25 protein-coding genes are annotated in these 25,514 nt (G+C 65.7%); 13 read left to right on the top strand and 12 right to left on the bottom strand.

Annotation, left to right across the window (positions count from 1 at the left end; genetic code table 11):
* Positions 1 to 121: 121 nt before the first annotated feature.
* The gene (locus tag AB0362_RS10040; protein WP_366235523.1) at positions 122 to 2,662 is read left to right on the top strand and encodes an ATP-dependent Clp protease ATP-binding subunit; all 2,541 of its coding nucleotides are present in this window, start codon (positions 122 to 124) and stop codon (positions 2,660 to 2,662) included.
* Between the two features lie 190 nt (positions 2,663 to 2,852).
* Here AB0362_RS10040 and AB0362_RS10035 read toward each other — a convergent pair whose 3' ends face one another.
* Together AB0362_RS10035 and AB0362_RS10030 are read right to left on the bottom strand one after the other, a co-directional pair.
* Positions 2,853 to 4,178: a serine hydrolase domain-containing protein gene (locus AB0362_RS10035; RefSeq protein WP_317549816.1), complete on the bottom strand. Its 1,326-nt coding sequence runs from the start codon at positions 4,176 to 4,178 to the stop codon at positions 2,853 to 2,855.
* A gap of 175 nt (positions 4,179 to 4,353) precedes the next feature.
* Positions 4,354 to 5,568 (bottom strand): alpha/beta fold hydrolase, encoded by a 1,215-nt coding sequence (locus AB0362_RS10030; RefSeq protein WP_317549815.1) that lies wholly within the window; start codon positions 5,566 to 5,568, stop codon positions 4,354 to 4,356.
* Between the two features lie 101 nt (positions 5,569 to 5,669).
* Between AB0362_RS10030 and AB0362_RS10025 the strand changes: the two genes are divergently transcribed.
* Complete coding sequence (locus tag AB0362_RS10025; protein ID WP_068053702.1) at positions 5,670 to 6,107, top strand: OsmC family protein; 438 nt, start codon at positions 5,670 to 5,672, stop codon at positions 6,105 to 6,107.
* A gap of 175 nt (positions 6,108 to 6,282) precedes the next feature.
* Entirely contained in the window at positions 6,283 to 8,595 is a 2,313-nt protein-coding gene (locus tag AB0362_RS10020) for a bifunctional diguanylate cyclase/phosphodiesterase (RefSeq protein ID WP_317549814.1), read from the top strand.
* 6 nt (positions 8,596 to 8,601) lie between these two features.
* On the opposite strand, the gene AB0362_RS10015 is transcribed toward AB0362_RS10020, so the two are convergent.
* On the bottom strand, positions 8,602 to 8,913 hold the full coding sequence (locus tag AB0362_RS10015; protein WP_317549813.1) for an antibiotic biosynthesis monooxygenase: 312 nt from the start codon (positions 8,911 to 8,913) through the stop codon (positions 8,602 to 8,604).
* 36 nt (positions 8,914 to 8,949) lie between these two features.
* Here AB0362_RS10015 and AB0362_RS10010 point away from each other — a divergent pair, with 36 nt between their 5' ends.
* Both AB0362_RS10010 and AB0362_RS10005 read left to right on the top strand, forming a co-directional pair.
* On the top strand, positions 8,950 to 9,687 hold the full coding sequence (locus AB0362_RS10010; RefSeq protein ID WP_317549812.1) for an alpha/beta hydrolase: 738 nt from the start codon (positions 8,950 to 8,952) through the stop codon (positions 9,685 to 9,687).
* Between the two features lie 5 nt (positions 9,688 to 9,692).
* Positions 9,693 to 10,502, top strand: coding sequence for an alpha/beta hydrolase (locus AB0362_RS10005; RefSeq protein ID WP_317533891.1), 810 nt, complete (start codon positions 9,693 to 9,695; stop codon positions 10,500 to 10,502).
* Positions 10,503 to 10,509: 7 nt separating this feature from the next.
* On the opposite strand, the gene AB0362_RS10000 is transcribed toward AB0362_RS10005, so the two are convergent.
* Positions 10,510 to 11,394 (bottom strand): A/G-specific adenine glycosylase, encoded by an 885-nt coding sequence (locus AB0362_RS10000; protein WP_366235627.1) that lies wholly within the window; start codon positions 11,392 to 11,394, stop codon positions 10,510 to 10,512.
* A gap of 90 nt (positions 11,395 to 11,484) precedes the next feature.
* Here AB0362_RS10000 and AB0362_RS09995 point away from each other — a divergent pair, with 90 nt between their 5' ends.
* The 3 genes from AB0362_RS09995 to AB0362_RS09985 all read left to right on the top strand — a co-directional run bounded on the left by AB0362_RS09995 (position 11,485) and on the right by AB0362_RS09985 (position 13,838).
* Positions 11,485 to 12,111 carry a carbonic anhydrase gene (locus AB0362_RS09995; RefSeq protein ID WP_068053727.1) on the top strand — a complete coding sequence of 209 codons (627 nt, stop codon included), beginning with the start codon at positions 11,485 to 11,487 and terminating at the stop codon, positions 12,109 to 12,111.
* A gap of 92 nt (positions 12,112 to 12,203) precedes the next feature.
* Positions 12,204 to 12,950, top strand: a complete 747-nt coding sequence (locus AB0362_RS09990) for a hypothetical protein (RefSeq protein ID WP_366235519.1) — start codon at positions 12,204 to 12,206, stop codon at positions 12,948 to 12,950.
* A gap of 15 nt (positions 12,951 to 12,965) precedes the next feature.
* A complete protein-coding gene (locus tag AB0362_RS09985; RefSeq protein WP_366235517.1) occupies positions 12,966 to 13,838 on the top strand; it encodes a hypothetical protein in 873 nt (290 codons plus the stop codon).
* Here the strand turns inward: AB0362_RS09985 and disA are convergent.
* The 3 genes from disA to AB0362_RS09970 all read right to left on the bottom strand — a co-directional run bounded on the left by disA (position 13,835) and on the right by AB0362_RS09970 (position 17,125).
* Positions 13,835 to 14,920, bottom strand: a complete 1,086-nt coding sequence (gene disA / locus AB0362_RS09980) for a DNA integrity scanning diadenylate cyclase DisA (RefSeq protein ID WP_037195049.1) — start codon at positions 14,918 to 14,920, stop codon at positions 13,835 to 13,837. The two genes, AB0362_RS09985 and disA, sit on opposite strands and share 4 nt — an antisense overlap.
* A 155-nt stretch (positions 14,921 to 15,075) precedes the next feature.
* Positions 15,076 to 16,473, bottom strand: coding sequence for a DNA repair protein RadA (gene radA / locus AB0362_RS09975; RefSeq protein ID WP_366235516.1), 1,398 nt, complete (start codon positions 16,471 to 16,473; stop codon positions 15,076 to 15,078).
* Between the two features lie 43 nt (positions 16,474 to 16,516).
* Positions 16,517 to 17,125, bottom strand: a complete 609-nt coding sequence (locus AB0362_RS09970) for a hypothetical protein (protein WP_068053749.1) — start codon at positions 17,123 to 17,125, stop codon at positions 16,517 to 16,519.
* Positions 17,126 to 17,413: 288 nt separating this feature from the next.
* On the opposite strand from AB0362_RS09970, the gene AB0362_RS09965 reads away from it, so the two are divergent.
* From AB0362_RS09965 to rlmB, 5 genes are read left to right on the top strand one after another with little or no spacing between them, the layout of a single operon-like run.
* The gene (locus AB0362_RS09965) at positions 17,414 to 17,902 is read left to right on the top strand and encodes a CarD family transcriptional regulator (protein ID WP_027494344.1); all 489 of its coding nucleotides are present in this window, start codon (positions 17,414 to 17,416) and stop codon (positions 17,900 to 17,902) included.
* 1 nt (position 17,903) lies between these two features.
* Positions 17,904 to 18,581, top strand: a complete 678-nt coding sequence (gene ispD, locus AB0362_RS09960; RefSeq protein ID WP_149406475.1) for a 2-C-methyl-D-erythritol 4-phosphate cytidylyltransferase — start codon at positions 17,904 to 17,906, stop codon at positions 18,579 to 18,581.
* A complete protein-coding gene (gene ispF / locus AB0362_RS09955; RefSeq protein WP_300518776.1) occupies positions 18,578 to 19,042 on the top strand; it encodes a 2-C-methyl-D-erythritol 2,4-cyclodiphosphate synthase in 465 nt (154 codons plus the stop codon). Before ispD ends, ispF begins: the two co-directional genes overlap by 4 nt.
* Before the next feature lie 23 nt (positions 19,043 to 19,065).
* Positions 19,066 to 20,481 (top strand): cysteine--tRNA ligase, encoded by a 1,416-nt coding sequence (gene cysS / locus AB0362_RS09950; protein WP_300518773.1) that lies wholly within the window; start codon positions 19,066 to 19,068, stop codon positions 20,479 to 20,481.
* Positions 20,481 to 21,464: a 23S rRNA (guanosine(2251)-2'-O)-methyltransferase RlmB gene (rlmB, locus tag AB0362_RS09945; protein WP_032397190.1), complete on the top strand. Its 984-nt coding sequence runs from the start codon at positions 20,481 to 20,483 to the stop codon at positions 21,462 to 21,464. The genes cysS and rlmB overlap by 1 nt, the downstream gene beginning before the upstream one ends.
* A 102-nt stretch (positions 21,465 to 21,566) precedes the next feature.
* Here the strand turns inward: rlmB and AB0362_RS09940 are convergent, their stop codons facing one another.
* From AB0362_RS09940 to AB0362_RS09920, 5 genes are read right to left on the bottom strand one after another with little or no spacing between them, the layout of a single operon-like run.
* Positions 21,567 to 22,421 carry a biotin-dependent carboxyltransferase family protein gene (locus tag AB0362_RS09940; RefSeq protein ID WP_366235513.1) on the bottom strand — a complete coding sequence of 285 codons (855 nt, stop codon included), beginning with the start codon at positions 22,419 to 22,421 and terminating at the stop codon, positions 21,567 to 21,569.
* Positions 22,418 to 23,020, bottom strand: coding sequence for a 5-oxoprolinase subunit PxpB (gene pxpB / locus AB0362_RS09935; protein ID WP_366235512.1), 603 nt, complete (start codon positions 23,018 to 23,020; stop codon positions 22,418 to 22,420). Before pxpB ends, AB0362_RS09940 begins: the two co-directional genes overlap by 4 nt.
* Positions 23,020 to 23,778, bottom strand: coding sequence for a 5-oxoprolinase subunit PxpA (locus tag AB0362_RS09930; protein ID WP_366235511.1), 759 nt, complete (start codon positions 23,776 to 23,778; stop codon positions 23,020 to 23,022). Before AB0362_RS09930 ends, pxpB begins: the two co-directional genes overlap by 1 nt.
* 10 nt (positions 23,779 to 23,788) lie before the next feature.
* Positions 23,789 to 24,667 (bottom strand): metal ABC transporter permease, encoded by an 879-nt coding sequence (locus tag AB0362_RS09925; RefSeq protein ID WP_068053774.1) that lies wholly within the window; start codon positions 24,665 to 24,667, stop codon positions 23,789 to 23,791.
* Positions 24,664 to 25,497 (bottom strand): metal ABC transporter ATP-binding protein, encoded by an 834-nt coding sequence (locus tag AB0362_RS09920; protein WP_094640928.1) that lies wholly within the window; start codon positions 25,495 to 25,497, stop codon positions 24,664 to 24,666. Before AB0362_RS09920 ends, AB0362_RS09925 begins: the two co-directional genes overlap by 4 nt.
* Positions 25,498 to 25,514 lie beyond the last annotated feature (17 nt).

The raw sequence follows: 25,514 nt of genomic DNA, 5'->3' as shown, positions 1-25,514 counted from the left end.
GCCAACTACAGTGAGAAGCAGTCTTACCTTCAAATGCACAAGCGACCGCAGTGTTATGGACACTGCAGCGCTAGAAGAACTGGCGGGCGAGCAACCACCCGCCAAGAAGTGAGGGAGAGCGATGTTCGAGAGGTTCACCGATCGCGCGCGGCGTGTTGTCGTCCTGGCTCAAGAAGAAGCCCGGATGCTCAACCACAACTACATCGGCACGGAGCACATTCTGCTCGGCCTCATCCACGAGGGCGAAGGCGTCGCAGCCAAGTCTCTCGAGTCGCTGGGCATCTCCCTCGAAGGAGTACGCAGCCAGGTAGAGGAAATCATCGGCCAGGGCCAGCAGGCTCCGTCCGGTCACATTCCGTTCACCCCGCGCGCCAAGAAAGTACTCGAGCTCAGCTTGCGTGAAGCACTGCAGCTCGGCCACAACTACATCGGCACCGAGCACATTCTGCTGGGTCTGATCCGCGAAGGCGAAGGCGTCGCAGCTCAGGTTCTGGTCAAGCTCGGAGCCGACCTCAACCGCGTGCGCCAGCAGGTCATCCAGCTGCTCTCGGGCTACCAGGGCAAGGAGCCCAGCGAGTCCGGCAGTGGCCGCGGCGAGGCGGGCACCCCGTCGACGTCGCTGGTCCTCGACCAGTTCGGTCGCAACCTGACGCAGGCCGCGCTCGAGGGCAAGCTCGACCCGGTCATCGGTCGCGCGAAGGAAATCGAGCGCGTCATGCAGGTGCTCTCGCGTCGTACCAAGAACAACCCTGTCCTCATCGGTGAGCCCGGTGTCGGTAAGACCGCAGTCGTCGAGGGCCTCGCGCAGGCCATCGTCAACGGCGAGGTTCCCGAAACGCTCAAGGACAAGCAGCTCTACACCCTCGACCTCGGCTCGCTCGTGGCCGGCAGCCGTTACCGCGGTGACTTCGAGGAGCGCCTGAAGAAGGTGCTCAAGGAGATCAACACTCGCGGCGACATCATCCTGTTCATCGACGAGCTGCACACGCTCGTCGGCGCAGGTGCCGCCGAAGGTGCCATCGACGCAGCGTCGATCCTCAAGCCGAAGCTGGCTCGTGGCGAACTGCAGACCATCGGTGCCACCACCCTCGACGAGTACCGCAAGTACATCGAGAAGGACGCCGCCCTCGAGCGTCGTTTCCAGCCCGTCCAGGTGGGCGAGCCGACCGTCGAGCACACCATCGAGATCCTCAAGGGTCTGCGCGATCGCTACGAGGCACACCACCGCGTCTCGATCACCGACGGTGCCCTCGTCGCGGCCGCCACGTTGGCCGACCGGTACATCAACGATCGGTTCCTGCCCGACAAGGCAATCGACCTCATCGACGAGGCGGGCGCGCGGATGCGCATCCGCCGGATGACCGCGCCGCCAGACCTGCGTGAGTTCGACGACAAGATCGCCGACGCACGCCGGGAGAAGGAATCGGCCATCGACGCACAGGACTTCGAGAAGGCTGCGAACCTGCGCGACAAGGAGAAGACCCTCGTCGGTCAGCGTGCCGAGCGCGAGAAGCAGTGGCGCTCGGGCGACCTCGACGTCATTGCCGAGGTGGATGACGAGCAGATCGCCGAAGTCCTGGGCAACTGGACCGGCATCCCCGTCTTCAAGCTCACCGAGGAGGAGACGACCCGTCTACTCCGCATGGAAGACGAGCTGCACAAGCGGATCATCGGCCAGGTCGAGGCAGTCAAGGCCGTCTCCAAGGCGATCCGTCGTACCCGTGCAGGTCTGAAGGACCCGAAGCGTCCGTCGGGCTCGTTCATCTTCGCCGGCCCGTCCGGTGTCGGTAAGACCGAGCTGTCGAAGGCTCTCGCGAACTTCCTCTTCGGCGAGGACGACGCACTGATCCAGATCGACATGGGCGAGTTCCACGACCGCTTCACCGCGTCGCGTCTGTTCGGTGCTCCTCCCGGATACGTCGGCTACGAAGAGGGTGGCCAGCTCACCGAGAAGGTCCGCCGCAAGCCGTTCTCCGTCGTGCTGTTCGACGAGATCGAGAAGGCCCACTCGGAGATCTACAACACGCTCCTGCAGGTGCTCGAAGACGGGCGTCTCACCGACGGCCAGGGACGCACGGTCGACTTCAAGAACACCGTGCTGATCTTCACCTCGAACCTCGGTACCGCAGACATCTCGAAGGCAGTGGGCCTCGGCTTCTCCTCGGGTGAAGGCACCGGCTCGAACTACGAGCGGATGAAGCTCAAGGTCAACGACGAGCTGAAGAAGCATTTCCGCCCCGAGTTCCTGAACCGCATCGACGACATCGTCGTGTTCCACCAGCTCACGCGAGACGAGATCATCCAGATGGTCGATCTCATGCTCAACCGAGTCGAAGGTGCGCTCAAGAACAAGGACATGGCGATCGAGGTCACCGAGAAGGCCAAGTCGTTGCTGGCCAAGCGCGGATTCGACCCTGTCCTGGGTGCGCGGCCACTGCGTCGCACCATCCAGCGCGAGATCGAGGACGCACTGTCGGAGAAGATCCTCTTCGGCGAAATCGAAGCCGGCCAGATCATCCTGGTCGACGTCGAGAACTGGGACGGCGAAGGCGCAGGCGAGGACGCGAAGTTCACGTTCCGCGGCGAGAAGAAAACCATCATCGTCCCCGACGAGGTCCCGGTCGACCTGGCCAAGGCCACCGGAGACAGCGACAGCGAGTAAGTTTCACCTATCCCAACCAACGGGCGATCCTCTTCGGAGGGTCGCCCGTTGTCGTGTGTCCACCCGTCGCGTGTTCGCTCACCGTTCGCCCGTCCCCCCGTTCGCGTCAATGGACCCTTGCACTGCCCAGACGTATGCAACGGTCCATTCACGCAGCTCATGGACGGGCGTGAATGGACCGTTGCACCGCTCAGACGTGTGCAGTGGTCCATTGACGGAAGACCCGAGCGCCGAGGGCAACAGCGATGACAGCAAGTTCGGCGAGCAGAATCCAGAACAGCAGCGCGATGTCAGGAGCCCAGCGGGCCAGGGTCGAGATCGGTGCTCCGGCGAGTGCGGGCAGTGAGAAGTACAGCAGTCCGCCTGCGCCGAGGGCAGTCAGAACACGCGCGAGTGCCCATCGTCCGGGAGCGGCTCCGAATCCGAGCAGGGTTCTCGTGACACATATCGCCAACAACATCGCGAGTGCAATCGATCCGATCAGGGCTATCTCGTAGAGACCGAGTCCGGCGGCGCGGGGTTCGTCGATACCGAGTCGGGTGAGTACGAGGGAGCGGGCCGCGGAGGCAAGGTTGTCGGCGTCGAGTTCGCCGTATCGGTTGGTTGCGAACACCACGGCCAGGTGTCGTTCCGGAACGAGTGCGACGTGAGTGAAATAGCCAGGGACGGCCCCGGAATGCCATCGCATCTCGGTACCGTCGGGCAGCGTTTCGACGTACCACCCGTATCCGTACGCCGTGCCCGAACCCTTCGGCACCGTATCCGAACTGTTCGACGCCGGAGCGGTCAGTTGCCTGGATGCGTAGCGGGAGAGCTCGGCGATGGATCCGCTCAGATAGCCGTAGCCCAATCCCGCGGAGTCGATGCCGGTCTCGATGCTGCGCGGGAAGGTGAAGAACGGTACGTGGCCGGGTGTGACGGCACCGGCAGTGTGCACTCCGGTCTCGCGGGCTACGACGTCGGCGAAGGGTACGGCGGCGACCTTCTCGACGATCGATTGCAGCAGTAAGTAATTGAGACTCGAGTAGCGGAAGGTGCCGCGTTCGCCGACGGTGACGTCCAGGGTGGGGACGACGTCGAGTGCTCGCTCGGAACGTCCCCACACGTCCAGTTCGGTGACGTCGTGGGGGAGTCCACTGGTGTGGTGGATCAGGTCGTCGATCGTGACATCGCCGGGGAAGATCCAATCGAACTCCGGGAGAATCGAATTCACCGTTCCACTCAGATCGAGGCGATGCTGCGAGGCGAGGGAGTACACCGTCGCCGCCGTCACCGACTTCGATACCGAACCCCACACGAACGGCGTGCTCTCGTCGATCGGCACCCCGTCCCCGTCCACCCCGTACTCGACGTCCTCCAACACCTCGTCCTCGGAGACGACGCGGAACGCAACCCCCGGCAATCCGAGTTCCTCGGCGACAATCTCGATGTCCGACGCCATGCCGGGATCCGGTGGGGTGGGGGAGCCCGCAGTAAGAACTGCTGCGACGGTGAGCAGGGCGTGGACGATGCGCATGGTTGGAGTGAACCAACCTCATCGTGGCCGACGCCTCGGTGATCACCCTGATTTCACACCTGAGATCAGCTCCTGCCCATCGGGTCGTTCCTGCAGGCTCCACTCCTGCCCATCGGGTCGTTCCCGCAGGCTCCACTCCCGCCTATCGGGTCGTTCCTGCAGGCTCCACTCCTGCCTATCGGGTCGTTCCTGCAGGCTCCACTCCTGCGAGAATCAGCCCGGCGATCCAGGGCATCACGTCGGAGTAGGCCGCGAGAGCTCCGGGCAGGTGGTTCGCGCCCTCGACCGGTATGGCCGGGAGGTCGTATTCGCGGTAGGTGATGTCGGCACCCAGATCGCTCCAGCGTCGAAGCAGGGTGCGGCTCTGCTCGATCGGCACGGTGTCGTCCTCGACTGCGTGCGAGAGATACACCGGCATGACAGGGGCGATGCGCCCGACGGTGTTGGTCTCGATGATCTCGGCCAGAACCGGATTGCTCAGTTGATCGTCGAGGGGTCGTCCGTCGCGGGTCAGTTCGGTCGTGCGCACTGTCGCGGTGGCCGCGGAGTCGGTGGTACACCAATTCTGCGCGGCGTCGAGTGCGGCGATTCCGTCGGAGTCGAAGAGGCTGCGGATGCTGTCCGCCCGATCCGGGTAGGCATTGATCATTCCATCGACGGCGAAGAGCACGGCGCTGCCGAGGCCGGTGTTGTCGAGTGTCTCGATGTTGAGCGTCGGATCTGCCGGTGGCGCACCGACATACGCTCCCCGGATGCTGAGCTCCGGGGCATAGGTGGCGGCGAGTTCGGCAGCGGCCCCCGACGCGAATCCGCCTTCCGAGTAACCGAACAACACCACGGGGGCGTCATCGTCTGCGGTTCTGGCGGCGTCGAGCAGAGCTCGGCCCGAGGCGATTCGGTTGAGGTACGTGTGTCCGCCTGGGGTGCCCAGTCCCTGGTAATCGGTTGCGACGACGCGATATCCGGCGAGCAGAAGCGGCAGGATGGCCGGTGACGAGCCGACTGTCCCGAGAACTACCGAACCGGCGCAACGGTCCGCCATCCCGGAAGTGCCGGGCGCATAGGCGATCACCGGTCGCGGTCCGGGGCCGGTCCACGGAGCTGTGGGTGTCATCGAGTAGCCGGAGACGACCATGGGGTCATCGTGGGTGTCGGTGGAGCGATAGAGAATGCGTTCGATGTCGAATCCGAGTCCGAACCCCTTGGGTGAGTTGACGGGAAGGGTTCTGAGTACCTCGCCCGGCGACGCGGCACCGACCGTCGTGACCGGCGCGTCGTAGAAGTCCGTCAGGGGGCCTGCCTCGGCCGTCGGCGTCGAGAATCCGACGATCGACAGCATCGCGATTGCCGCGATCGTCGCCTTGCGCGAGAACTTTTTCGTTTGTCGCACCCGTCGTGTCGACATCCTCGCACTCGGTAGCCCGGTCACCCCGCTGACGTTAGCCTGAGAAACAGGCCTACACAGGGTCGACAACGAAAGGATTCGGTTCGATGCCAACTCGCACCTCACGCACAGCTTGGAACGGAACGCTGGAACAGGGTTCCGGTCAGGTGGAGCTGTCCAGTTCCGGCGCAGCGACTTTCGATGTGTCGTTTCCCAAGCGCGCCGCCGAGAACGCAGACGGCACCACCAGTCCCGAGGAACTGATCGCCGCGGCTCATTCGAGCTGCTACGCGATGCAGTTGTCGGCGTTGATCGCGGAGGCGGGCGGCACCCCGCAGAGCCTCGAGGTCACCGCCGATGTCTCGCTGGGGCCCGACGAGCCGGGTTTCAAGCTGACCGGCATCAAGCTGACCGTGCGGGGCGAGGTCGAGGGTCTCGACGCCGACGGCTTCGCCAAAGCGGCTCAGGCGGCAAAAGAAACTTGTCCTGTCAGCAAGGCTCTCACCGGCGTGGACATCACACTGGACGCGGCTCTCGAGGGCTGAACGGACAAACCGCCCGAAGTGAGACTGGCGAACAATCGTCAGGTTTGAAATAGTTCGTTTCTCGACCCATCTGCAGGGTGGATCAGCAACGAATCGTGATCAAACGTCGGGTTCGATCGGCTGATGCGTACGTTCGGGGTATGCACCGACCGGCCTAGGAAGGATCAGCCCCACCATGTTGTGGACGCGCTTCCTGGGCCTCGGTGCACTCGCCGTGGCGGCGTACGCAATTGCCCCTTCGGGAATACCCCAGAGTGCGTTGTACGCAATCGTGCTCCTGGCCACAGTCGCTGCGTTCGTGTACCGCTACCGTCGGGAACCCGGTCCGGACAAGCGGACCTGGAAGTACATGGCCGTCGGTGTCGGCTCCTGGGGCATCGGCGACGCGTTGGTGTCGATGGCGCAGGTCGGCGGCGGCCGAGTATCGACGTTCTCCTCGTCCGACGTCTTCTACCTGATCGGCTATCTGGTGATCGCCATCGGCTTCGCCCGAGCCGCCGACGAGAACGGGCTCGTGTTCGGGATCGAGGAGCTCCTCGAATGTCTGGTGGTTGCAGTCGGCTTCGGCCTCGCCACCTGGGTCTTCGTCATCTCCGACGGTTCGTCGTGGTCGTTTTCGTCGGCGCTGGAACTGTGGCCGGCCACGATCTACCTCACCGTCGACGCATTTCTGCTGACGCTCGTCGGCAGTCTGTACCTGCTGACCCGGGCGACCACGGTGCCGTTCCTGGCAGCCACGGCGGGAGTGGTGTTGCTCGTGGCTGCCGATTTCGCGTCCTATGCGGCGGTCGGCAGCCACGAGCTCTACCGTTCGACTCTCCTGAACACGCTGTGGCTGGCGGCCTACGTGTGTTTCGGGGTGATCGCCCTGCACATTCCGGAAAGAACGGTCTCGCGTGTGGACCGGTCCAGCCCGTTCAGATTCGGGCGCGTGAGATTTCTCGGACTCAGTGTCGCGGTCGCCGTGACGCCCTTCGTGATGGCTGTTCAGTTGGCCCGTGGGATACCCGTCGATCAGTGGGGTTGGGTGATCGTGGCCTCGTCGGCCTTGGTCATCGCCCTCGTCGGGTGCCGCATGGCGTGCTTCCTGACCACGCTGCGCCTGCAGGCCGCAGTGCTCGAGGACGTGGCTCGCACGGACGCGGTCACCGGACTGGCCAGTCGACGGCTGCTCCGAGAGCGGTTGGACACGATGCTCGCCACGCGTGGTGAGTCGGACGTCTTCACGCTCGTGGTGGACATCGATCGCTTCGCCCAGATCAACGAGACCTTCGGGTACAGCGTGGGAGACAGTGTGCTGCGCGAGATCGGTCACCGTCTGGTCGCATCGGTGCGATCCGATGACCTGGTGGGTCGGCTCGGTGGGGATCAGTTCGTCGTCGCCATGCGTCGGCGTCCCGCCCAGATCGACGTGTCGGATACCGCTGAGCGGCTCCAATTCGCAGTCAGCAGAACGATGTTCGTGCACGACATCAACGTTGCACTCGACGCGGTCGTCGGAATCGCGTCGACCGAGGAGCCGGACGTCAGTCGAAGCGGCATCGAGAATCCGGAGGCCAATCCGGTCGACGGTGAGGCGATGCTTCAGCGCGCCCACGTGGCGTTGACGGCCGCGAAGGCCGGCCACACTCGAGTCGGCCGCTACGAACCCGACATGGATCGCGACCGCCACGATCAGATGCGGTTGCTGGGTGAACTCGACACAGCCATTCGTGACCACCAGCTTCGAGTGTTCTTTCAGCCGTGCCTGGATCTGGAATCCGGCAGCGTGGACCGCGTCGAGGCGTTGCTGCGGTGGCAGCACCCGCGTGAGGGCCTGATCGGACCCTCGATGTTTCTGCCCGACGCCGAGCGCACCGGCATGTTGCCCGCCATCACCGCGCTCGTGCTGGACGAGGCCTTGGCACAGTGCAGCGAATTGCGTCGACGCGGTGTCGATCTGTCTGTGTCGGTGAATCTTTCGGTGAGAAACCTACTCGACGAGACACTCACCGAGCAGGTCGCAGCGGCGCTGGCGAAATACGCGGTTCCCGCTCATGCCTTGGAATTCGAGGTCACCGAGACGACTGCGATGACCGATCCGGTGCGTTCGGTGAATGCGCTGACGTCTCTGCGTGGCCTCGGCGTCACCATCGCGATCGACGACTACGGCACTGGCTACAGCTCGCTGGCCTATCTGCAGAGTCTGCCGGTGCAGACTCTCAAGATCGACCGCTCGTTCGTGTCGAAGATGAACACCGACGACACCGACGCGTCGATCGTGCGCTCGACCATCGACCTGGCTCGAAGCCTCGGGGTACGGGTCATGGCAGAGGGGGTCGAGGACGCGGGCACGCTGGATGCGCTTCGCGAACTCGGCTGCGACGGTGCCCAGGGCTACTTCCTGGGAAGACCGATGCCCGCTGAATTCCTGGCCGATGCCGTGAAAAAACTGGATTCGGAGATGCCGACGAAACTCGAGTGGAAGCTCGCGCGCCAACACATCTGAGCGGCGTCACGAAGAAGCAGGCACGTCCAATACGACCTCGAATTCGAGCAGCGACGCTCCGGACGACACCGGCTTCGGGGAACGGGCACCGGCATGAGCCTCCCGCGACGGTCCTGCCGACCACGCCTGGAACGACTCCTCGTTCTCCCACTGGGTGACGACGAAGTAGCGCGTTTCGCCCTTGACTGGCCGCAGCAGTTGGAACCCGAGGAAGCCGGGGGAGCCGTCGACCGACCCGGCGCGCGCGGCGAAGCGCTTCTCTAGTTCGGGGCCTGCGCCCTCGGGTACGTCGATCGCATTGATCTTCACAATGGCCATGCTCGCGAGATTACTCCGCCGTTATGCTCGGCGGTGATGCTCTACGACGAGGGTGGATCCGGCCGTTCGATTCTGCTGCTGCACGGGCTGATGGGCAGTGCTGCCACCTGGCGTAGGCAGGTTCCGTGGCTTCGAGAATTCGGGCACGTGCACACCTACGACGCACCGGGGCATCGTCGCCCTCCGCCGCCGGAGCCCACCACCGAGTACTTCGTGGCCGACCTGCTCGAGCATCTCGACCGGCTGGGTCCCAGCGTGCTGATCGGTCATTCGATGGGCGCACTGCACGGGTGGTGTGCGGCCGCGCAGCGACCCGACCTCGTAACTGGGCTCGTGGTCGAGGACATCGCCCCGGACTTTCGGGGCCGCACCGCAGGCGACTGGGCCGCCATGATGCGGGCCTGGCCCCAGCCCTTTCCCGACGCCGACGCAGTACTCGCATTCTTCGGAGATGTTGCGGGACAATATTTTCTGGACTCTTTCGTTCGCAGCGAAGACGGCTGGCGATTGCACGGCGAGGTGGACTTCTTCGAGGCGATCTCGCAGGAATGGGGGACGCGGCACTTCTGGGGCGAGTGGGAGGCCGTCGCCGCTCCGGTGTTGCTGATCGAAGGTGAGCACACCATCACCCCGGCCGGCCAGATGCAGCAGATGCACTCGGACAAGCCCGAATCGACTCACATTCGGATCGAGAAGGCGGGCCATCTGATTCACGACGAGGCTCCCGAGCGGTATCGCACGGCGGTCGAGGAGTTCCTGCGCGCACTAAGATGATCCGAATGCCGCTCGCGAAGCTCAACGGAATCGACCTCAACTACGACGTCACCGGCGACGGCCCGCTCGTGGTGTTGGTGATGGGCACCGGTAGCCCAGGACGAGTCTGGCGAACCCATCAGGTCCCGGTCCTGGTGAAGCAGGGGTACCGGGTCGTCACGTTCGACAATCGCGGTATCGCACCGTCTTCCGAGTGTGCGAGCGGGATGACACTCGACGACCTGGTCGCCGACACCGCTGCCCTCGTCGAGCACCTCGGTGGCGGCGCAGCACGCGTCGTCGGCACCTCCATGGGTGCCCGCGTTACCCAGGAATTGGCCTTGGCCAGGCCGGATCTGGTGTCGCATGCAGTGATGATGGCCACGTTCGGCAAGACCACCACCTTTCGTGCGCAGATGTCGAAGGGCGAGAAGGACCTTCACGACGCCGGGGTCGAACTACCCGCGTCGTACCGGGCTGCGATGACTGCAATGCAGAACTTCTCGCCCAAGACGCTGGCCGACGACAGCGCGATCGGTGACTGGCTGGCGATCCTCGAATACTCGGGCGGCAAGAAGACGGCGGGCATGCGAGCGCAGATCGGACTCGAAATGCGAGCGGGGACAGACCGATTGGCTGCATACCGGGCAATCAGGGCGAAATCTCTGGTGATCGGATTCGCCGACGACCGCATGATCCCCGTGCAGCAGTGCCGCGACGTCGCCGACGCTATACCTGGTGCTCGATACGTCGAAATCGCCGATACCGGTCATTTCGGCTACCTCGAACGCCCCGACGCCGTCAACGCGACTCTCGTCGAATTTCTCGCTCGGTAGCGAAGATTCAGCCGTCCGAACCCTCACCTGCGAGGGCGAACAATCCCGACTCCGTCTGTTCGATCAAGCCGTCGGTCAGCAGTGAATCGAGAGCTCGGTCGCGTTGAGTCGGGTCGGTGGGCCAGACGATGTCGAGTTGTGCCCGCTCGACGGGGCCGGTGCTCTCGCGTAGCACCGACATGAGCTTGCCTCGAACCTGACGATCCGTGCCTGCGAACTTCTGGACCTTCTTGGCCGGGCCGGTGTGCGCGGGCCTACCTGCCTCGATCCAGGCGCACTCGGGGAGCGGGCACAGCAGGCATGCCGGATTCTTTGCCGTGCAGATCAGTGCACCCAGTTCCATCAACGCCGCCGAGTAGCGGGCGGCCCGCGGGACGCTCTCCGGGAGCAGCTGTTCGACGTCGGCGAGATCCCTTGTCGTGGATGGATTTCCAGGCTCGGCGTTGCCGTGCAACGCACGCGCGACGACGCGTCGAACATTGGTGTCGACCACCGGAACTCGCTGGCCGTAGGCGAAACACGCTACCGCTCTGGCGGTGTACGCACCGATGCCGGGCAGGCTCAATAGCGTCTCCACGTCTGTCGGCACCTCATCGCCGTACTCCTCGGCGAGCACGCGGGAGCACTCGTGCAATCGCAGTGCTCGACGCGGATAGCCCAACTTGCCCCACGCACGGAGCACCTCGGCCTGAGAGGACGCGGCCATCGCAGACGGGACCGGCCAACGCTGCACCCACTGCTCCCAGATGGGCGCGACCCGCACCACCGGTGTCTGCTGCAGCATGATCTCGCTCATCAGGATCTGCCATGCGCTGACGCCGGGTCGTCGCCACGGCAGATCGCGTCCGTCGGTGTCGAACCACCCGAGCAGAGCGTCGGCATCGATCGGCAACTGGTCGCCCTTCTCGTCGTGTCTGTGATCGGTCCCAACAGTAGTCAACCCGACTCGCCGGTAACTCGATCCACGTGCACAATGAGACCCATGCCTGCTTCGAATCCGATCGCTGCCTGGAAGTCCCTCAAGGAAGGCAACCAACGGTTTGTCTCCGGAGAGGTCCTGCACCCGTCGCAGGGCATCGAGGATCGTGCCCGCCTCGAGAGTGCTCAGCACCCCAGTGCCATCCTCTTCGGCTGCGCCGACTCCCGTGTTGCTGCGGAGATCATCTTCGACCAGGGCCTCGGCGACATGTTCGTCGTGCGTACCGCCGGTCACGTGGTGGACTCCGCGGTGCTCGGCTCCATCGAGTACGGCGTTGCTGTGCTGAACGCGCCGCTGATCGTGGTGCTCGGCCACGATCACTGCGGTGCAGTCAAGGCGACCGTCGACGCCCTCGAGAGTGGTGACGTGCCCGGCGGCTACATCCGCGACGTCGTCGAACGCGTCACCCCGTCGGTGCTCTCGGCCCGCCGCGACGGCTACCAGGCCGTCGACGAGTTCGAGGCACGCCACGTCGAGGAGACCGGCAATCTGCTGATGCAACGTTCGCGGATCGTCGCCGAGAAGGTCGAAGCCGGGGAACTCGCGATCGTCGGCCTCACCTACCAGCTGTCGAAGGGTCATGCGCAGTTGCGTGAGGTCATCGGCGACATCGGCGAAATGCCCGCCTGAACCGACTCGAACCCCAACATCGGTGAGGTCGCCCACGCGACACGCCGCGTGGGCTCAGGGATAGCGTGGCTTCGGCCGCATACGGTTGATTCGTGTTGGAACCGACCGGGCCTTTGCCTCCCGAAATCTACTGGCGACGCCGCGCTCTCGCCATCGGTGCGGCCGTTGTCGTCCTCGGATTGATCGTGTGGTTCATCGCCTCGCTCAGTGGCGGTTCCGACGACACCGAGGCTGCTCCCGCGGGCGTCGTTGCGGCTCCGGCAACAACTTCGGCCCTGCCGTCACCCAGCTCGTCTGCCGCCGACGCCGATTCCGGCGGTTCGGGCGGCTCCGGCGACGGTGCGGGCGGATCCGGCGGCTCCGGTGGCTCCGGTGGGGCGACCGACTCTGCTGCCGGTGGCGGAGCGGCTGCGACCACCAGCGGCGCTCCGGCCCCGGTGATCTCCAACCAGTGCCCGGATCAATCGCTCGCAATCAAGGTGACGCCGGAGAAGGCCACGTACCGTCTGGGTGAAGAGCCCGTGTTCACCGTGGTCATCACCAACATCGGCTCCACCGAATGCCAGCGTGACGTCGGTGCCGGGTTGCAGCAGGCGCTCGTCTACACCCTCGACAACCAGCGCATCTGGTCCAACGTCGATTGCTTCCCCAATGCCGCGTCGGATCTGCGTACCTTCAAGCCCGGCGAGCAGGCCGGCTTCACCGTCAAGTGGTCCGGCACCAACTCGGTACCCGGCTGCGGCGAAGAGCGCATTCCCGTCGGTGTCGGTGCTTACCAGGCGATCGCCCAGCTCGGCGAGCTCAAGAGCGTGCCGGAGCCCTTCAACATCACCGGCTGAGTACGGTCGAATCTCATGACCACCTCGACCGCACTCGCCCGCTCCGCCTACAAGACATTCGAGCCCTTCCACGTCACCGCGTACTTCAACCCTGAACTGGGTGCGGCATACGAGGACACCGGCCTCGACGGTCATGCCTGGTACGTCGGGGCTCGGGCAGCCCCGATGGGTCCGTGTGCGCCGAGTGTCGTCGCAGCGGCGTTCTACAACTTCAACCCGGTGCTCATCGAACGCGCCTGGCCGGCCGCTGTTGCCGTCGGTTTGGATTCGGTGTCGAATCGCCGGTGGACACTGCTCGATTCCGTCCTCGGCACCGCGCTGGGTTCACTTGCCGCCGACCCCGGCCTGGCCAAGCTCGCAGATCGTCTCCGCGTCATCGGCGACGCAGCCTCGTTCGCCGGTCGGCCACTCGCCGCAGCGTGGCATTCGGCCGAGCACCCCGACGTGCCGCATCTCGCGCTCTGGCACTCGATCACCGTCCTACGCGAGTGGCGCGGTGACGGTCACCTCGCCGCCTTGATCGACGCAGAACTCGACCCGACGGAAGCCGCCGTCTTCCACGAGGCCGACCGCACGACCCCGCAGCCCGGCCGTCGAGCACTCGGCAAGCGCATCACGCAGCTGACCCGGCAGTGGTCCGAAAGCGAATGGGGCTCTGCTGCAGAACGACTCGCCACTCGCGGATTGCTCACCACCTCGGCGGACGGCGAGACGTTGACCGGGGACGGACTCGCTCTCGACCGGCACATCGAGGATCGGACCGACGTGATGGCGTCGGCCGTATGGCGAGACGTCGAGGACGCCGATCAGTTGATCACCAGCGCACGACCGTACGTGAAGGCCGTGATCGACGCGGGCTTCCTCCCCGGAACGAAGAAGGCGTCCTAGTCGTACGGTCCCGAGATCGAGGCCTCGGCGAGTCTGGACAGGCCTTCGCGGATGTGACGAGCCCAGAGTCCACCGATACCGTCTACGGACTGCAGGTCGGCTGCGGTGGCCGCGAGCAACCCCTGCAGAGTGCCGAACGCGCCGACCAGTCGGTGAATCTGGCTGAACTGCAACCGCGGAACTCGGGTGAGCACCCGGTACCCACGGGGGCTCATCGGGGTGTCGAGGGCCTCTATGGTCGCGGGATATCCGAAAGCGCGGGCCAGCGTCGTCAGATCCAGCAGGTCGACGTCGGTCAGCTTGTCCAGAGCGGCGAGCGCTTTCTCCACTCCGGTGGTGCTCGACGGTTCGTTGCCGGCCAGGTAGTCACGCACGATCAGTTGGCGATCGACGTCGTTGTCGCCCAACAACTCTTCGAGCTGAAGAGCGAGCTGGCGGCCGTCCGTGCCGAGTTCGAGGACGTTCTGCTCGATCTCCACCGACACTCGCCGCACCATCTCGAGGCGCTGCGCGACGGTCAGGGCGTCGCGCAGTGTCACGAAGTCCTCGATCTCCACCACCGAGAGTTGACGGGTGTTGTCGTCGAGCCGGGCCTTGTAGCGTTCGAGAGTCGCGACGGCCTGATTGGCGCGCGAGAGAATGGTGGCCGAGCCTTCCACGACGTGCCTGATGCCACCGATGTAGACGCTGACGATGCTCATCGACTGGCTCACCGAGACGACGGGATAGCCGGTCTGCATGGCGGTTCGCTCGGCGGCGCGGTGCCGGGTACCGGATTCGACGGTGGGAATCTTGTGGTCGGGGACCAGCTGGACGTTGGATCGGACGATGCGCTTGCCGTCGGTCGAAAGCACCACTGCGCCATCCATTTTCGACAATTCGCGCAGCCTGGTGGGGGCGAACTCGACATCGAGCTCGAACCCGCCGTCGCAGATCGCCTCGACCTCTTCGTCGTAGCCGAGGACGATCAACCCGCCGGTGCGGCCGCGAAGAATTCGCTCGAGACCGTCGCGCAGTGCGGTTCCCGGTGCGAGCCGGGCGATTGTCTCGCGCAACGCTGGGGACGGCGTGGTGCCCTCCATCGGCCAACCCCCTCGTGTCTTGGCAGCGGCTACGGCTCGGGCTGCGGATTTCTGTGCGTGCGAACAAAGAGTACTGCGCTGCCACGTGCAGGCAGGCAGACAAAGGATACTGCGCTGCTACACGCGGGCGGTCGGACGAAGAATACCGCCCGGTGTCATAAGGGCCGCATACGCGTGTAGGTCAACGCCTCGCCGACGTTGGTGACGGTCTTGACCTTGATGCCGTCGGGTATGGGACCGGCGTCCTCGGGGACGATGGCGTAGTTGAACCCCAATCGGGCGGCCTCGGCGAGACGGCGACCCAGCCCGGCGACGCGGCGCACCTCTCCGGCCAGGCCGACTTCGCCCAGAATCACCATGCCCGCGGGAAGTGGTTGATCGCGAACCGCCGAGGCCACCGCTGCGGCGAGCGCGAGATCGGCGGACGGTTCGCTGGTGCGCATCCCACCGACCGTCGCCGCGTAGACCTCCGCCTTGGACACCTTGACGCCGCAGCGACGTTCCAGCACGGCCAGGATCATCGCCACGCGGGCGTGATCGAGCCCGCTGACCGCGCGCCGGGGCGATGGCATCGTGGTGTCGACGATCAACGCTTGCAGCTCGGCCAACAGCGGCCGTTTGCCGTCCATCGTGACGGTGACGGCAGTGCCGGGCACGGCGTCGTTCCGATGATGCAGGAACAACCCGGACGGATCACTGATGCCGACGATGCCGGTCTCGCGGAGCTCGAAGCAACCCACCTCGTCGGAGGCCCCGAACCGGTTCTTGACGCCCCGAATCATCCGCAGGGTGGAGTGCTTGTCGCCCTCGAAGTTGAGCACCACGTCGACGAGATGCTCGAGAGATCGCGGACCGGCCACCGCGCCTTCCTTGGTGACGTGCCCGACGAGCAGTACCGCGACGCCGGTGGTCTTGGCCAGCGTGGTCAACGCGCTGGTGATGGCACGAACCTGGGTGACGCCGCCGATGACGCCGTCGACGTCCGCGGCGAGCATCGTCTGAACCGAATCGACGATCAGCAGGCTGGGCTTGACCTGCTCCACGTGGCCGAAGACGGTGGCGAGATCGGATTCGGCGGCGAGGAAGACGCGTTCGTGTACCGCGCCGGTGCGATCGGCACGCAACCGCACCTGCCCCGCCGACTCCTCGCCCGTGACGTAGAGCGCGCGTCGATCCGGTGCCGAGCGGGCCCATCGGTGCACCACCTCGAGCAGCAGCGTCGATTTGCCGACTCCGGGTTCGCCGGCAAGGAGGACGACCGAACCGGGAACGAGCCCGCCCCCGAGCACGCGATCGAACTCGTCGATTCCGGTGGTGTTGGCCTGCGAGGTGGCACTGCTGATGGTCGTCAGAGCCGCAGCGGGCGTGCTGGGAATCATGGCTCCGCCGCCCGAGCGAAGGGACGATGCGCCTGCCCGCGTCGCGAGCGGAGCCGCAGTGGCCTGGACCTCTTCCATCGAGCCCCAGTCACCGCATTCGGGACAGCGACCGACCCACTTCGAGACCGAGTGACGGCACGCAGAGCAGCGGTAGCTCGACTTCAGTTTGACCACGTCGGCAGCCTAACGATCGGCACCGACAGGGTCGGAGCGGCGGTTATTCGCCTTCGCTGTGCTCGGTGACCGCGGACGGGTCGCGCTCGAGCTCGATACCGGCATCGACGGGAACGTTGACGACGACCTCGCCCGCGTTCGCGAACTCGAACGTGACCGGCAGCGTCAGGCCCGGTCGAACGTTCTCGGAGATGTCGGCCATCTCGACCTTGATCAGCTGGATCGGCAGCAGCGGATCGTCGAGCTGCACGTCTGCGGGCGAACCTGCGCCGAGCGCGGTCTGCGGCGCGATCTCGTTGCTGCCCGCTTCCGCCTCGTCGACGATGGTGACCTGTGCCTCGGGGGAGGAGATGCCGGTCAGCTCGTCGGCCACACTCGTGTTGGCGTTGATGGCCGTGAAGCCGAGCTCGACGGTGCCGCCGGGCTCGATGCTGTATTCCTCGGAGGTGGGGTACACCACGTGCACGTTGCGGAGCTGGATGTCTCCGACGTCGGCGGAGTTACCGTTGACCGCGGCGACCTGAGTGGCCGTCTGGGAGATCTGACCTGCGCCGCACGCGGTGAGGGCGAGCGCGCCACCGGCGAGAAGAGCGAGGGCGGCGGCCGTCCTGCGATGGCGGCCAAGCGGTGTCGCAGCGTCGATTGCAGTCACTTCGGTCGTCCTCCATGTGGTGCCGGGCCGGCTCGGTCCTTCTCGTCCACTAGGCAGAGTAGTAGTTCTGGTCCACCGGCCGCTCGTGGGGTCTGCCGAGGGCCCGATGACGCCAGGTGAGGGTGCCTGTCGGGAGTGGAGACAGCGGAACGAACCGACCGGAAATGTGGCGTCGGATACACGTCGAATCCTCTGTGTCAACCCCTGATTCGGCACCGCTATGCCCCTGACCTGCACCGTTGATATGGGCCGTGGTATTCTTGATAAATCGAAAGGGGCACTTGTCACATGATTTTCAAGGTCGGAGACACCGTCGTTTACCCCCATCACGGAGCGGCGCTGATCGAAGCGATAGAGACACGCACCATCAAGGGTGAACCGAGAGAGTATCTGGTTCTCAAGGTCGCGCAAGGCGACCTCACCGTTCGAGTTCCCGCGGACAACGCAGAGTACGTAGGCGTTCGCGACGTCGTCGGGCAAGAAGGTCTCGACAAAGTCTTTCAGGTGCTCCGCGCGCCGCACACCGAAGAGCCCACCAACTGGTCGCGTCGGTACAAGGCCAACCTGGAGAAGCTCGCTTCCGGTGATGTGAACAAGGTTGCCGAGGTCGTCCGTGATCTCTGGCGACGCGAGCAGGACCGCGGACTGTCGGCAGGCGAGAAGCGCATGCTCGCCAAGGCACGGCAGATTCTGGTCGGCGAGTTGGCACTGGCCGAAGGAACCGACCAGGCCAAGGCCGACACCATGCTCGACGAAGTTCTCGCCACAGCTTCTTAGAGTGAACGGTACTTCCGGCGACGTGGTCGCCCTGGTACCCGCTGCAGGCAAAGGCCTTCGGCTCGGATACGACGAGCCGAAGGCATTCGTCTGTCTGGGTACGGACTCTCTCCTGACGCGGTCCGTCGACGGCCTCCGGGCCTCGGGTGCTGTCGACCGCATCGTCGTCATCGTGCCGACGGAGCTGCTCGACGCGGCCCGCCGTCATGTCGGCGACGACGTCACCGTTGTTGCCGGAGGCCTCGAACGCACCGATTCGGTGCGCGCCGGTCTCGCCGCCGTCGGCGACGCAGCCGTCGTGCTCGTCCACGATGCCGCCCGCGCTCTCACCCCACCGACGCTGATCGCCCGTGTCGTGGCCGAGGTGCGCGCCGGCCGCTCCGCCGTCATCCCGGTTCTCCCGGTCGTCGACACCGTCAAGGAAGTCGACATCATGGGCGCAGTGGTTGGCACCCCGGACCGCGCGAGCCTGCGGTCGGTACAGACCCCGCAGGGCTTCGACGCCGACGTCCTGCGCCGCGCGTACGACGCGACCACCGACATCTCCACCGACGACGCGGGCCTGGTCGAGCGCATCGGCGAGACCGTGCACACCATCGTCGGTGACGCCCTCGCGTTCAAGATCACCACCCCCCTCGATCTGCTGCTGGCCGAGGCCCTGACGAGAGGCGATTCATGAGAGTCGGCATCGGTACCGATGTGCACCCCATCGCCCCCGGCCGGCCCTGCTGGCTGGCCGGATTGCTGTTCGACGACGCGGACGGACTCGACGGGCATTCCGACGGCGATGTCGCATCCCACGCCCTGTGCGACGCGTTGCTCTCCGCGGCCGGACTGGGCGATCTCGGATCGGTGTTCGGGACGGGACGTCCGGAATGGGACGGGGTCAGCGGAGCTGCCATGTTGACCGAGGTCAAACGCCTGCTCTACGCCGATGGATTTGCGATCGGCAACGCTGCGGTGCAGATCATCGGCAACAGGCCCAAGATCGGACCGCGCCGCGCCGAGGCCCAGGAAGTGCTCTCGCGGGTACTCGGTGCGCCGGTATCGGTGTCTGCGACCACCACCGACGGGCTCGGGCTGACCGGTCGGGGCGAAGGAATCGCGGCCATCGCGACCGCACTTGTCATGACGAGGTAAAACCACCGGTAGCATTGCTGGTCGTGACCCTTCACCTACACGACACCGAGACGAGGGCCCTGCGGGAATTCACCCCCTTGGTCCCTGGCCATGCATCGGTGTACCTGTGTGGGGCGACGGTGCAGGGCGAACCGCACATCGGTCACGTGCGCAGCGGTGTCGCGTTCGACGTACTACGTCGCTGGTTGCTGGCGCACGACTACGACGTCGCCTTCGTCCGCAACGTCACCGACATCGACGACAAGATCCTCAGCAAGGCACGCGACGCAGGCCGGCCGTGGTGGGAATGGGCTGCGACGTACGAGCGGTCCTTCACCTGGGCGTACGACCGACTCGGAGTGCTTCCGCCGTCGGCCGAGCCACGCGCCACCGGGCACATCACCCAGATGGTCCAGATGATCGAGCGACTGATCGAACGCGGCCATGCCTACGCCGACGAGTGCGGTGACGTCTACTTCGACGTGCAGAGCTTCCCGAGCTACGGCGCGCTGTCCGGCCACAAGCTCGACGACGTACATCAGGGCGAGAGCGTCGCCGAGGGCAAACGCGACCCTCGCGATTTCACGCTCTGGAAGGGCGCGAAGCCGGGTGAGCCGTCGTGGCCGACGCCGTGGGGCCCCGGTCGGCCCGGCTGGCACCTCGAATGCTCCGCGATGGCGGAGAACTACCTCGGGTCGGATTTCGACATCCACTGCGGTGGACTGGATCTGGTGTTCCCGCACCACGAGAACGAGCGGGCCCAGTCCATGGCGGCCGGTGACGGCTTCTCTCGGTACTGGCTGCACAACGGCTGGGTGACGATGGGCGGCGAGAAGATGTCGAAGTCTCTCGGCAACGTGCTCTCGGTACCCAATGTGTTGAAAAAGGTTCGGCCGCAGGAACTTCGGTTCTATCTCGGTGGAGCGCACTATCGTTCGATGCTGGAGTACTCCGACACTGCGCTCGAAACGGCGGCCGTGACCTACCGGGGTATCGAAGGGTTCGTTCGACGAGCCGTCGAACGTGCAGGCGAGGTGCCGCTGGGTAAGTGGACCGCCGGATTTGCCGAAGCTCTCGACGACGACCTCGGAGTTCCCAAGGCGTTGGCCGAGATTCACGCGACCGTCACTCTCGGCAACACCGCGCTCGAATCCGGAGACCTACCGGCAGCGGTGGAGTACGCAGGCAGCGTCCGAGCGATGCTCGACATCCTCGGCGTGGACCCACTCGATCCGCACTGGGCCAGCGACAGTGGTTCCGACGCAGCAGCTCTCGGTGCCCTCGGCGTCCTCGTCGAGGCCGAGCTGGAGCGTCGGGCAACGGCGAAGGCGACCAAGGACTGGGCCGCCGCAGACGAGATACGGACGAGACTGGCCAAGGCCGGAGTAGACGTGACAGATACACCCAACGGGCCCGAATGGTCGCTGGGTACGAGCAAGACCGACGAAGCAGGTTTGTGATGGCAGGCAATTCGAGTAGGCGCGGCGCGATCCGCAAGGACGGCACCAAGAAGGGGCAGGTCGCCGGATCGGGCGGCAAGCGTCGGAAGGGTCTCGAAGGCCGCGGCGCGACGCCTCCCGCCTCCGAGCGCACCAAGCACCCCGCCGCGCGTCGGGCCAAGCTCGCCGAGAAGTCTGCCCAGAACCGCGGCGGCAGCACCGGTGGCCGCGCGGGTGGACGACCGGCAGGACGCAAGGCCGAGGACGGTCCCGAGGTGGTGCTCGGTCGCAACCCGGTCGTCGAGTGCCTGCGTGCGGGCGTTCCCGCGACGGCCCTGTGGGTTGCCGTCGGTACCGACAGCGACGATCGACTCAAGGAGGCCGTGCAGCGTGCAGGTGATGCGCGGATCTCCATCCTCGAAGTTCCCCGCTCCGATCTGGACAAGCTCAGCGCCAACGGATTGCACCAGGGCCTGGCCCTGCAGGTGCCGCCGTATCGCTACGCGCACCCCGACGACCTGATCTCGAACGCGCGCACGCACCAGGAACCCGCGCTGCTCGTCGCGCTCGACAACATCACCGACCCGCGCAACCTGGGTGCCGTCGTGCGATCGGTGGCGGCGTTTGGCGGCCACGGCGTCGTGATCCCGCAGCGACGCAGCGCGAGCGTGTCCGCGGTGGCATGGCGAACCAGTGCCGGTGCCGCGGCTCGCCTGCCCATCGCACGCGCAGTGAATCTGACTCGCACACTGAAGGATTGGCAGTCCAAGGGCGTCACCGTCGTCGGCCTCGACGCAGGCGGCGACACCGAACTCGACACCTTCGACGGCAAGGGCCCGGTGGTCATCGTCGTCGGATCCGAGGGCAAGGGCCTCTCGCGTCTGGTCAGCGAGACCTGCGACCACATCCTGTCGATCCCGATGGCCGGACCGGTGGAATCGCTCAACGCATCCGTCGCGGCGGGCGTCGTATTGGCGGACATCGCGCGGCAGCGTCGCGGCTGAAGCGCGAACCTCACACCCTTTCTGCAAACCTCACATCCCTGCTATCGCTTGAATGGGTGTGTGAGGTCGAGAAAAGGGGTGTGAGGTTGTGTGCGGCCGGGATCAACCGATAGCGCGGAAGTGTATCTGCGTTCCCGGCGTCAGCTGCGCGGCTGCGGAGACGTCTGCCGCAGTGACAACCGCGATCACCGGATAACCGCCCGTGACGGGGTGGTCGGCGAGAAACAGCACCGGCTGCCCGGACGGCGGAACCTGAAGCGCACCCAGAACCATTCCCTCACTGGCCAATTCGTCCTCTTTCGTGCGGCGCAAGGGTTCGGCACCGTCCAGCCTGATTCCGACGCGATCGGAATCCTGCGTGACGGTCCACGACTGCTCGAGCAGAATCGATCGGGCGCGTGCAGTGAACCAGTCTGCACGTGGACCGAAGGTGATGCGCAGTGTGTCGGGCCACGCGGGCGGTGGAACGAACTCTGCTGCAGGCCACTCGGCTTTGTCGTTCCCGACGGGCAGGGCGGTACCGGGGGAGACCACAGCCGGGCCGAGACCGGACATCGTGTCTGTCGACCGACTGCCGAGGACTGCAGCAACGGCGATTCCGCCGCGCACGGCCAGGTAGCTGCGCAGACCGCTCGTGGGTGGGGACAGTTCGAGTTCCTGCCCGGTACGGAGCGTGATGGTCGAGAACAGGCCCTGCTCTGTGCCGTCCACTCGGCAGGTCACCTGCGCCCCGGTGACGGCCACGATCGCGTCGAACTCGGCGCGGACCTTCAGTCCACCGAACGTCACTTCCAGTGTTGCGGCATCGGAAGTGTTGCCCACCAGCCTGTTCGCTGCATCGTGCGAGAGCAGCTCTGCCGCCCCCGAGCGACCGACCCCGATCGACGCATGCCCCGGGCGACCGCGATCCTGCACGGTGCACAGCGGTCCCGTCCGCAGAACGGTGAGGGCTCTCATGCCTGCTCGAATCGGACGGTGGTGCCGGGCCGGAGCGGCGCCGGTGGGTCGCGGTCGAGGTTCCAGAGTGGTGTGTCGGTGCGGCCGATCAGCTGCCAACCGCCCGGCGAGGACCGCGGGTAGATGCCCGAGAATTCGCCTGCCAGGCCCACCGAACCGGCAGGGACGCTGGTGCGCGGCGACGAGCGGCGCGGGACGTGTAGCCGCTCATCGGTGCCGACGAGGTAGCCGAAGCCGGGTGCGAAACCACCGAACGCAACGGTCCACGTCTGATCGGTATGTGCCGCAACGACGTCCGTGGTGGACAGCCCGGTCAGACGGGCGACGTCGTCGATATCCTCGCCGTCGTAGACCACCGGGATCGTGACGGTCTCCGAGTGATCTCTATCGGGCGTCGCGGCGGGTGTCACTGCCGCGATCCAGTCCAGTGTCGGTTGCTTCGGCCCGTCGAACATCACCAGCACGGTCCGAGCAGCGGGAACCAGATCGACGACGCCGGCCGGTGGGTCCAGCGTGAGCGCCCGGTAATACGCCATCGTCTCGTTCAGTCCGTCGAATTCGACGAGTGCTGCACCCTCGCCGGCTGAGAGAATGCGCATCAGACGAAAGCGGTGATATCGATGTCGTTGGCGCGGAGCAACTCCGAGACGGCAGTGGCCATCGCGACCGCGTCGGGGGAGTCGCCGTGCAGGCAGATCGACTCGGCCCGAACGTCGATTCTCGAGCCGTCTGCCGCCTGCACGGTGCCGTCGGTGATCATGGTCAACACACGCTGGGCGACGGCCTCGGGATCGGACAGTACCGCGCCGGGTTCCGAGCGGGACACCAACGTTCCCTGCGGGGTGTAGGCACGATCTGCGAAAGCCTCTGCGACGGTGCGCAGTCCGGCTCGCTCGGCTTCTTCGAGGAAGATCGAACCGGGGAGACCGAGCACCGGCAGCGTGCGGTCGTAGGCCAGGACGGCGTCGACGACGGCCTTGGCCTGGCCGTGATGGTGCACGATCGCGTTGTACAGCGCCCCATGTGGTTTGACGTAGGCGATGGCCGATCCGGCGACCTGGGCGAGGCCGTCGAGTGCACCCATCTGATAGATCACGTCCGCGGTGAGGTCGGCGGGGGAGACGTCGAGAAAACGTCGGCCGAACCCGGCCAGGTCGTGGTAGCCCACCTGCGCCCCGATCCGCACGGCTGCGTTCGAGGCGGAACGGCACGTACGCAGCAAAGTGGTGGGATCACCGGCATGGAAGCCGCACGCAACGTTGGCGCTCGACACCAGGGCGAGCATCACGTCGTCGTCGCCGAGAGTCCATGCACCGTAGCTTTCGCCGAGATCGGCGTTGAGATCGATGGACGTCACCCTCGACATCCTAGGCGGCGACGAGCCGTCCGGAATTGGCCTTGCGGGTTCCGCCGATCGCGCGGCAGACGAGGTAGATGACGAAGGAGATGGTGGTGACGAACGTCGACACCGGCAGGCCGGGGGCGAGGGAGAGCAGGATGCCTCCGACGGCGGCGACCTCGGCGAACAGAATGGACAGCAGCGTCGCCTTGAGCGGGCTGGCCGTCACTCGCGCGGCAGCGGCAGCCGGGGTGATGAGCAGCGAGAGCACCAGCAGTGCGCCGACGATCTGGACGCCCAGTGCACAAGCGACGCCGACGAGTACGGCGAACACCACCGAGAGGGCACGAACGGGAACGCCGCGGGCCAGCGCCACCTCGGGGTCGGTGCTGGCGAACAGCAGCGGCCGGTAGACGACGGTCAGCACGATCAGTACCAGCACCGCGCAGACCAGCAGCAGCTGGATACCGCTCTGTCCGACGCCGACGATCTGGCCGATGAGCAGCGAGAAGCTGGTTCCGGTTCGGCCGGGGTAGAGCCAGATGAACAGCACCGACAGGCCGAGGCCGAAGGACATGATGACGCCGATGACCGAGTCGCGGTCGCGGGCCTTGCTGCCGAGCAGCGCGAACATCACCGCTGCGACAACGGATCCGACGATGGCTCCGAGGCCCACGGTTATCCCGACGAGCAGGGCTGCGGACGCACCGGTGAGCGAGAGTTCGCTGGATCCGTGCACGGCGAACGCCCACTGGCGGCTGACGATCAACGGTCCGAGGGCACCGGCGAGCAGCCCGAGAATGGCGGCGGCGATCAGTGCCTGCTGGACGAAGTCGTATGTCAGCAGGTTGGCGGTGGTGTCGAAGTCGAGCATCTTCGAGAATGCGTCGAGAACCTTCTCGTTCATGCCTTGTCTTCTCTGTCGTGCGGCACGGGTGGGTGGTGTGCGCCGGCCGAGCCGAGCGCATCGATGGAATCGCCGGTTCCGACGACGATGAGCCGGCCGCGGACCTTCAGGACCTCGACCTCGGTGCCGTAGAGCTCCGAGAGGACCTCGGTGGTCATGACGTCCTCGGGAGTTCCGATGCGGAACCGGCCGTCGACGATGTAGACGATGCGGTCGACGAGGGGGAGGATCGGGTTGATCTCGTGCGTCACGAACAACACGGCGGTCTCGTGCTCCCGCCGTCGGCGATCGATGAGGCTCGAGACCAGAGATTGGTTGGCGAGGTCGAGGCTGAGCAGGGGCTCGTCGCACAGCAGTACCGACGGATCGCCGACGAGTGCCTGGGCGATGCGCAGTCGCTGCTGCTCACCGCCGGACATCGAGCCGACCGGCGCACCCGCGAACGAGTTGGCGTCGACCTGATCGATCGCTCGCTGCACCGTCTCCTTGCGCCTTCGTATGCCGCGCAGGCCCATGCCCCACCGATGGCCGTCCCAGCCGAGGCCCACGAGGTCGCGTCCGCGCAGCGGCAGATCGTCGTCGATGTTGCGTTGCTGGGGGATGTAACCGACGCCCGACTGGCCGCGACGGACGGGATTGCCGTCGATCGCGGCCGTGCCGGACGTGAGGTGATTCTGGCCGAGCAACACCTTGAGCAGAGAGGTCTTACCCGAGCCGTTGGGGCCGAGAACGGCGACGAACTCACCCTTCTCGACCGTCAGGTCCAGGTTCTGCCACAGCGTGCGCTCGCCGAACGCCAGTCCGGCATCGCGCAGTTCTACAGCAGGCATGTACTACAGCTTTCCAT

Origin of the sequence: Rhodococcus sp. NPDC079359 (genome assembly GCF_040702585.1) — a bacterium.
In the GTDB taxonomy this organism is placed as follows: Bacteria; Actinomycetota; Actinomycetes; order Mycobacteriales; family Mycobacteriaceae; genus Rhodococcoides.
The sequence above is the reverse complement of the archived record's forward strand: the minus strand, read 5'-3'. Positions and strand labels throughout refer to the sequence as shown.

Excerpts from the sequence above, each read along its gene's own strand:
- AB0362_RS10040 (WP_366235523.1), top strand. The coding sequence starts at position 122 with ATGTTCGAGAGGTTCACCGATCGCGCGCGGCGTGTTGTCGTCCTGGCT.
- AB0362_RS10035 (WP_317549816.1), bottom strand. The coding sequence starts at position 4,178 with ATGCGCATCGTCCACGCCCTGCTCACCGTCGCAGCAGTTCTTACTGCG.
- AB0362_RS10025 (WP_068053702.1), top strand. The coding sequence starts at position 5,670 with ATGCCAACTCGCACCTCACGCACAGCTTGGAACGGAACGCTGGAACAG.
- AB0362_RS10020 (WP_317549814.1), top strand. The coding sequence starts at position 6,283 with ATGTTGTGGACGCGCTTCCTGGGCCTCGGTGCACTCGCCGTGGCGGCG.
- AB0362_RS10015 (WP_317549813.1), bottom strand. The coding sequence starts at position 8,913 with ATGGCCATTGTGAAGATCAATGCGATCGACGTACCCGAGGGCGCAGGC.
- AB0362_RS10010 (WP_317549812.1), top strand. The coding sequence starts at position 8,950 with ATGCTCTACGACGAGGGTGGATCCGGCCGTTCGATTCTGCTGCTGCAC.
- AB0362_RS10005 (WP_317533891.1), top strand. The coding sequence starts at position 9,693 with ATGCCGCTCGCGAAGCTCAACGGAATCGACCTCAACTACGACGTCACC.
- AB0362_RS09995 (WP_068053727.1), top strand. The coding sequence starts at position 11,485 with ATGCCTGCTTCGAATCCGATCGCTGCCTGGAAGTCCCTCAAGGAAGGC.
- AB0362_RS09985 (WP_366235517.1), top strand. The coding sequence starts at position 12,966 with ATGACCACCTCGACCGCACTCGCCCGCTCCGCCTACAAGACATTCGAG.
- disA (WP_037195049.1), bottom strand. The coding sequence starts at position 14,920 with ATGGAGGGCACCACGCCGTCCCCAGCGTTGCGCGAGACAATCGCCCGG.
- AB0362_RS09965 (WP_027494344.1), top strand. The coding sequence starts at position 17,414 with ATGATTTTCAAGGTCGGAGACACCGTCGTTTACCCCCATCACGGAGCG.
- ispF (WP_300518776.1), top strand. The coding sequence starts at position 18,578 with ATGAGAGTCGGCATCGGTACCGATGTGCACCCCATCGCCCCCGGCCGG.
- rlmB (WP_032397190.1), top strand. The coding sequence starts at position 20,481 with ATGGCAGGCAATTCGAGTAGGCGCGGCGCGATCCGCAAGGACGGCACC.
- AB0362_RS09940 (WP_366235513.1), bottom strand. The coding sequence starts at position 22,421 with ATGAGAGCCCTCACCGTTCTGCGGACGGGACCGCTGTGCACCGTGCAG.
- pxpB (WP_366235512.1), bottom strand. The coding sequence starts at position 23,020 with ATGCGCATTCTCTCAGCCGGCGAGGGTGCAGCACTCGTCGAATTCGAC.
- AB0362_RS09925 (WP_068053774.1), bottom strand. The coding sequence starts at position 24,667 with ATGAACGAGAAGGTTCTCGACGCATTCTCGAAGATGCTCGACTTCGAC.
- AB0362_RS09920 (WP_094640928.1), bottom strand. The coding sequence starts at position 25,497 with ATGCCTGCTGTAGAACTGCGCGATGCCGGACTGGCGTTCGGCGAGCGC.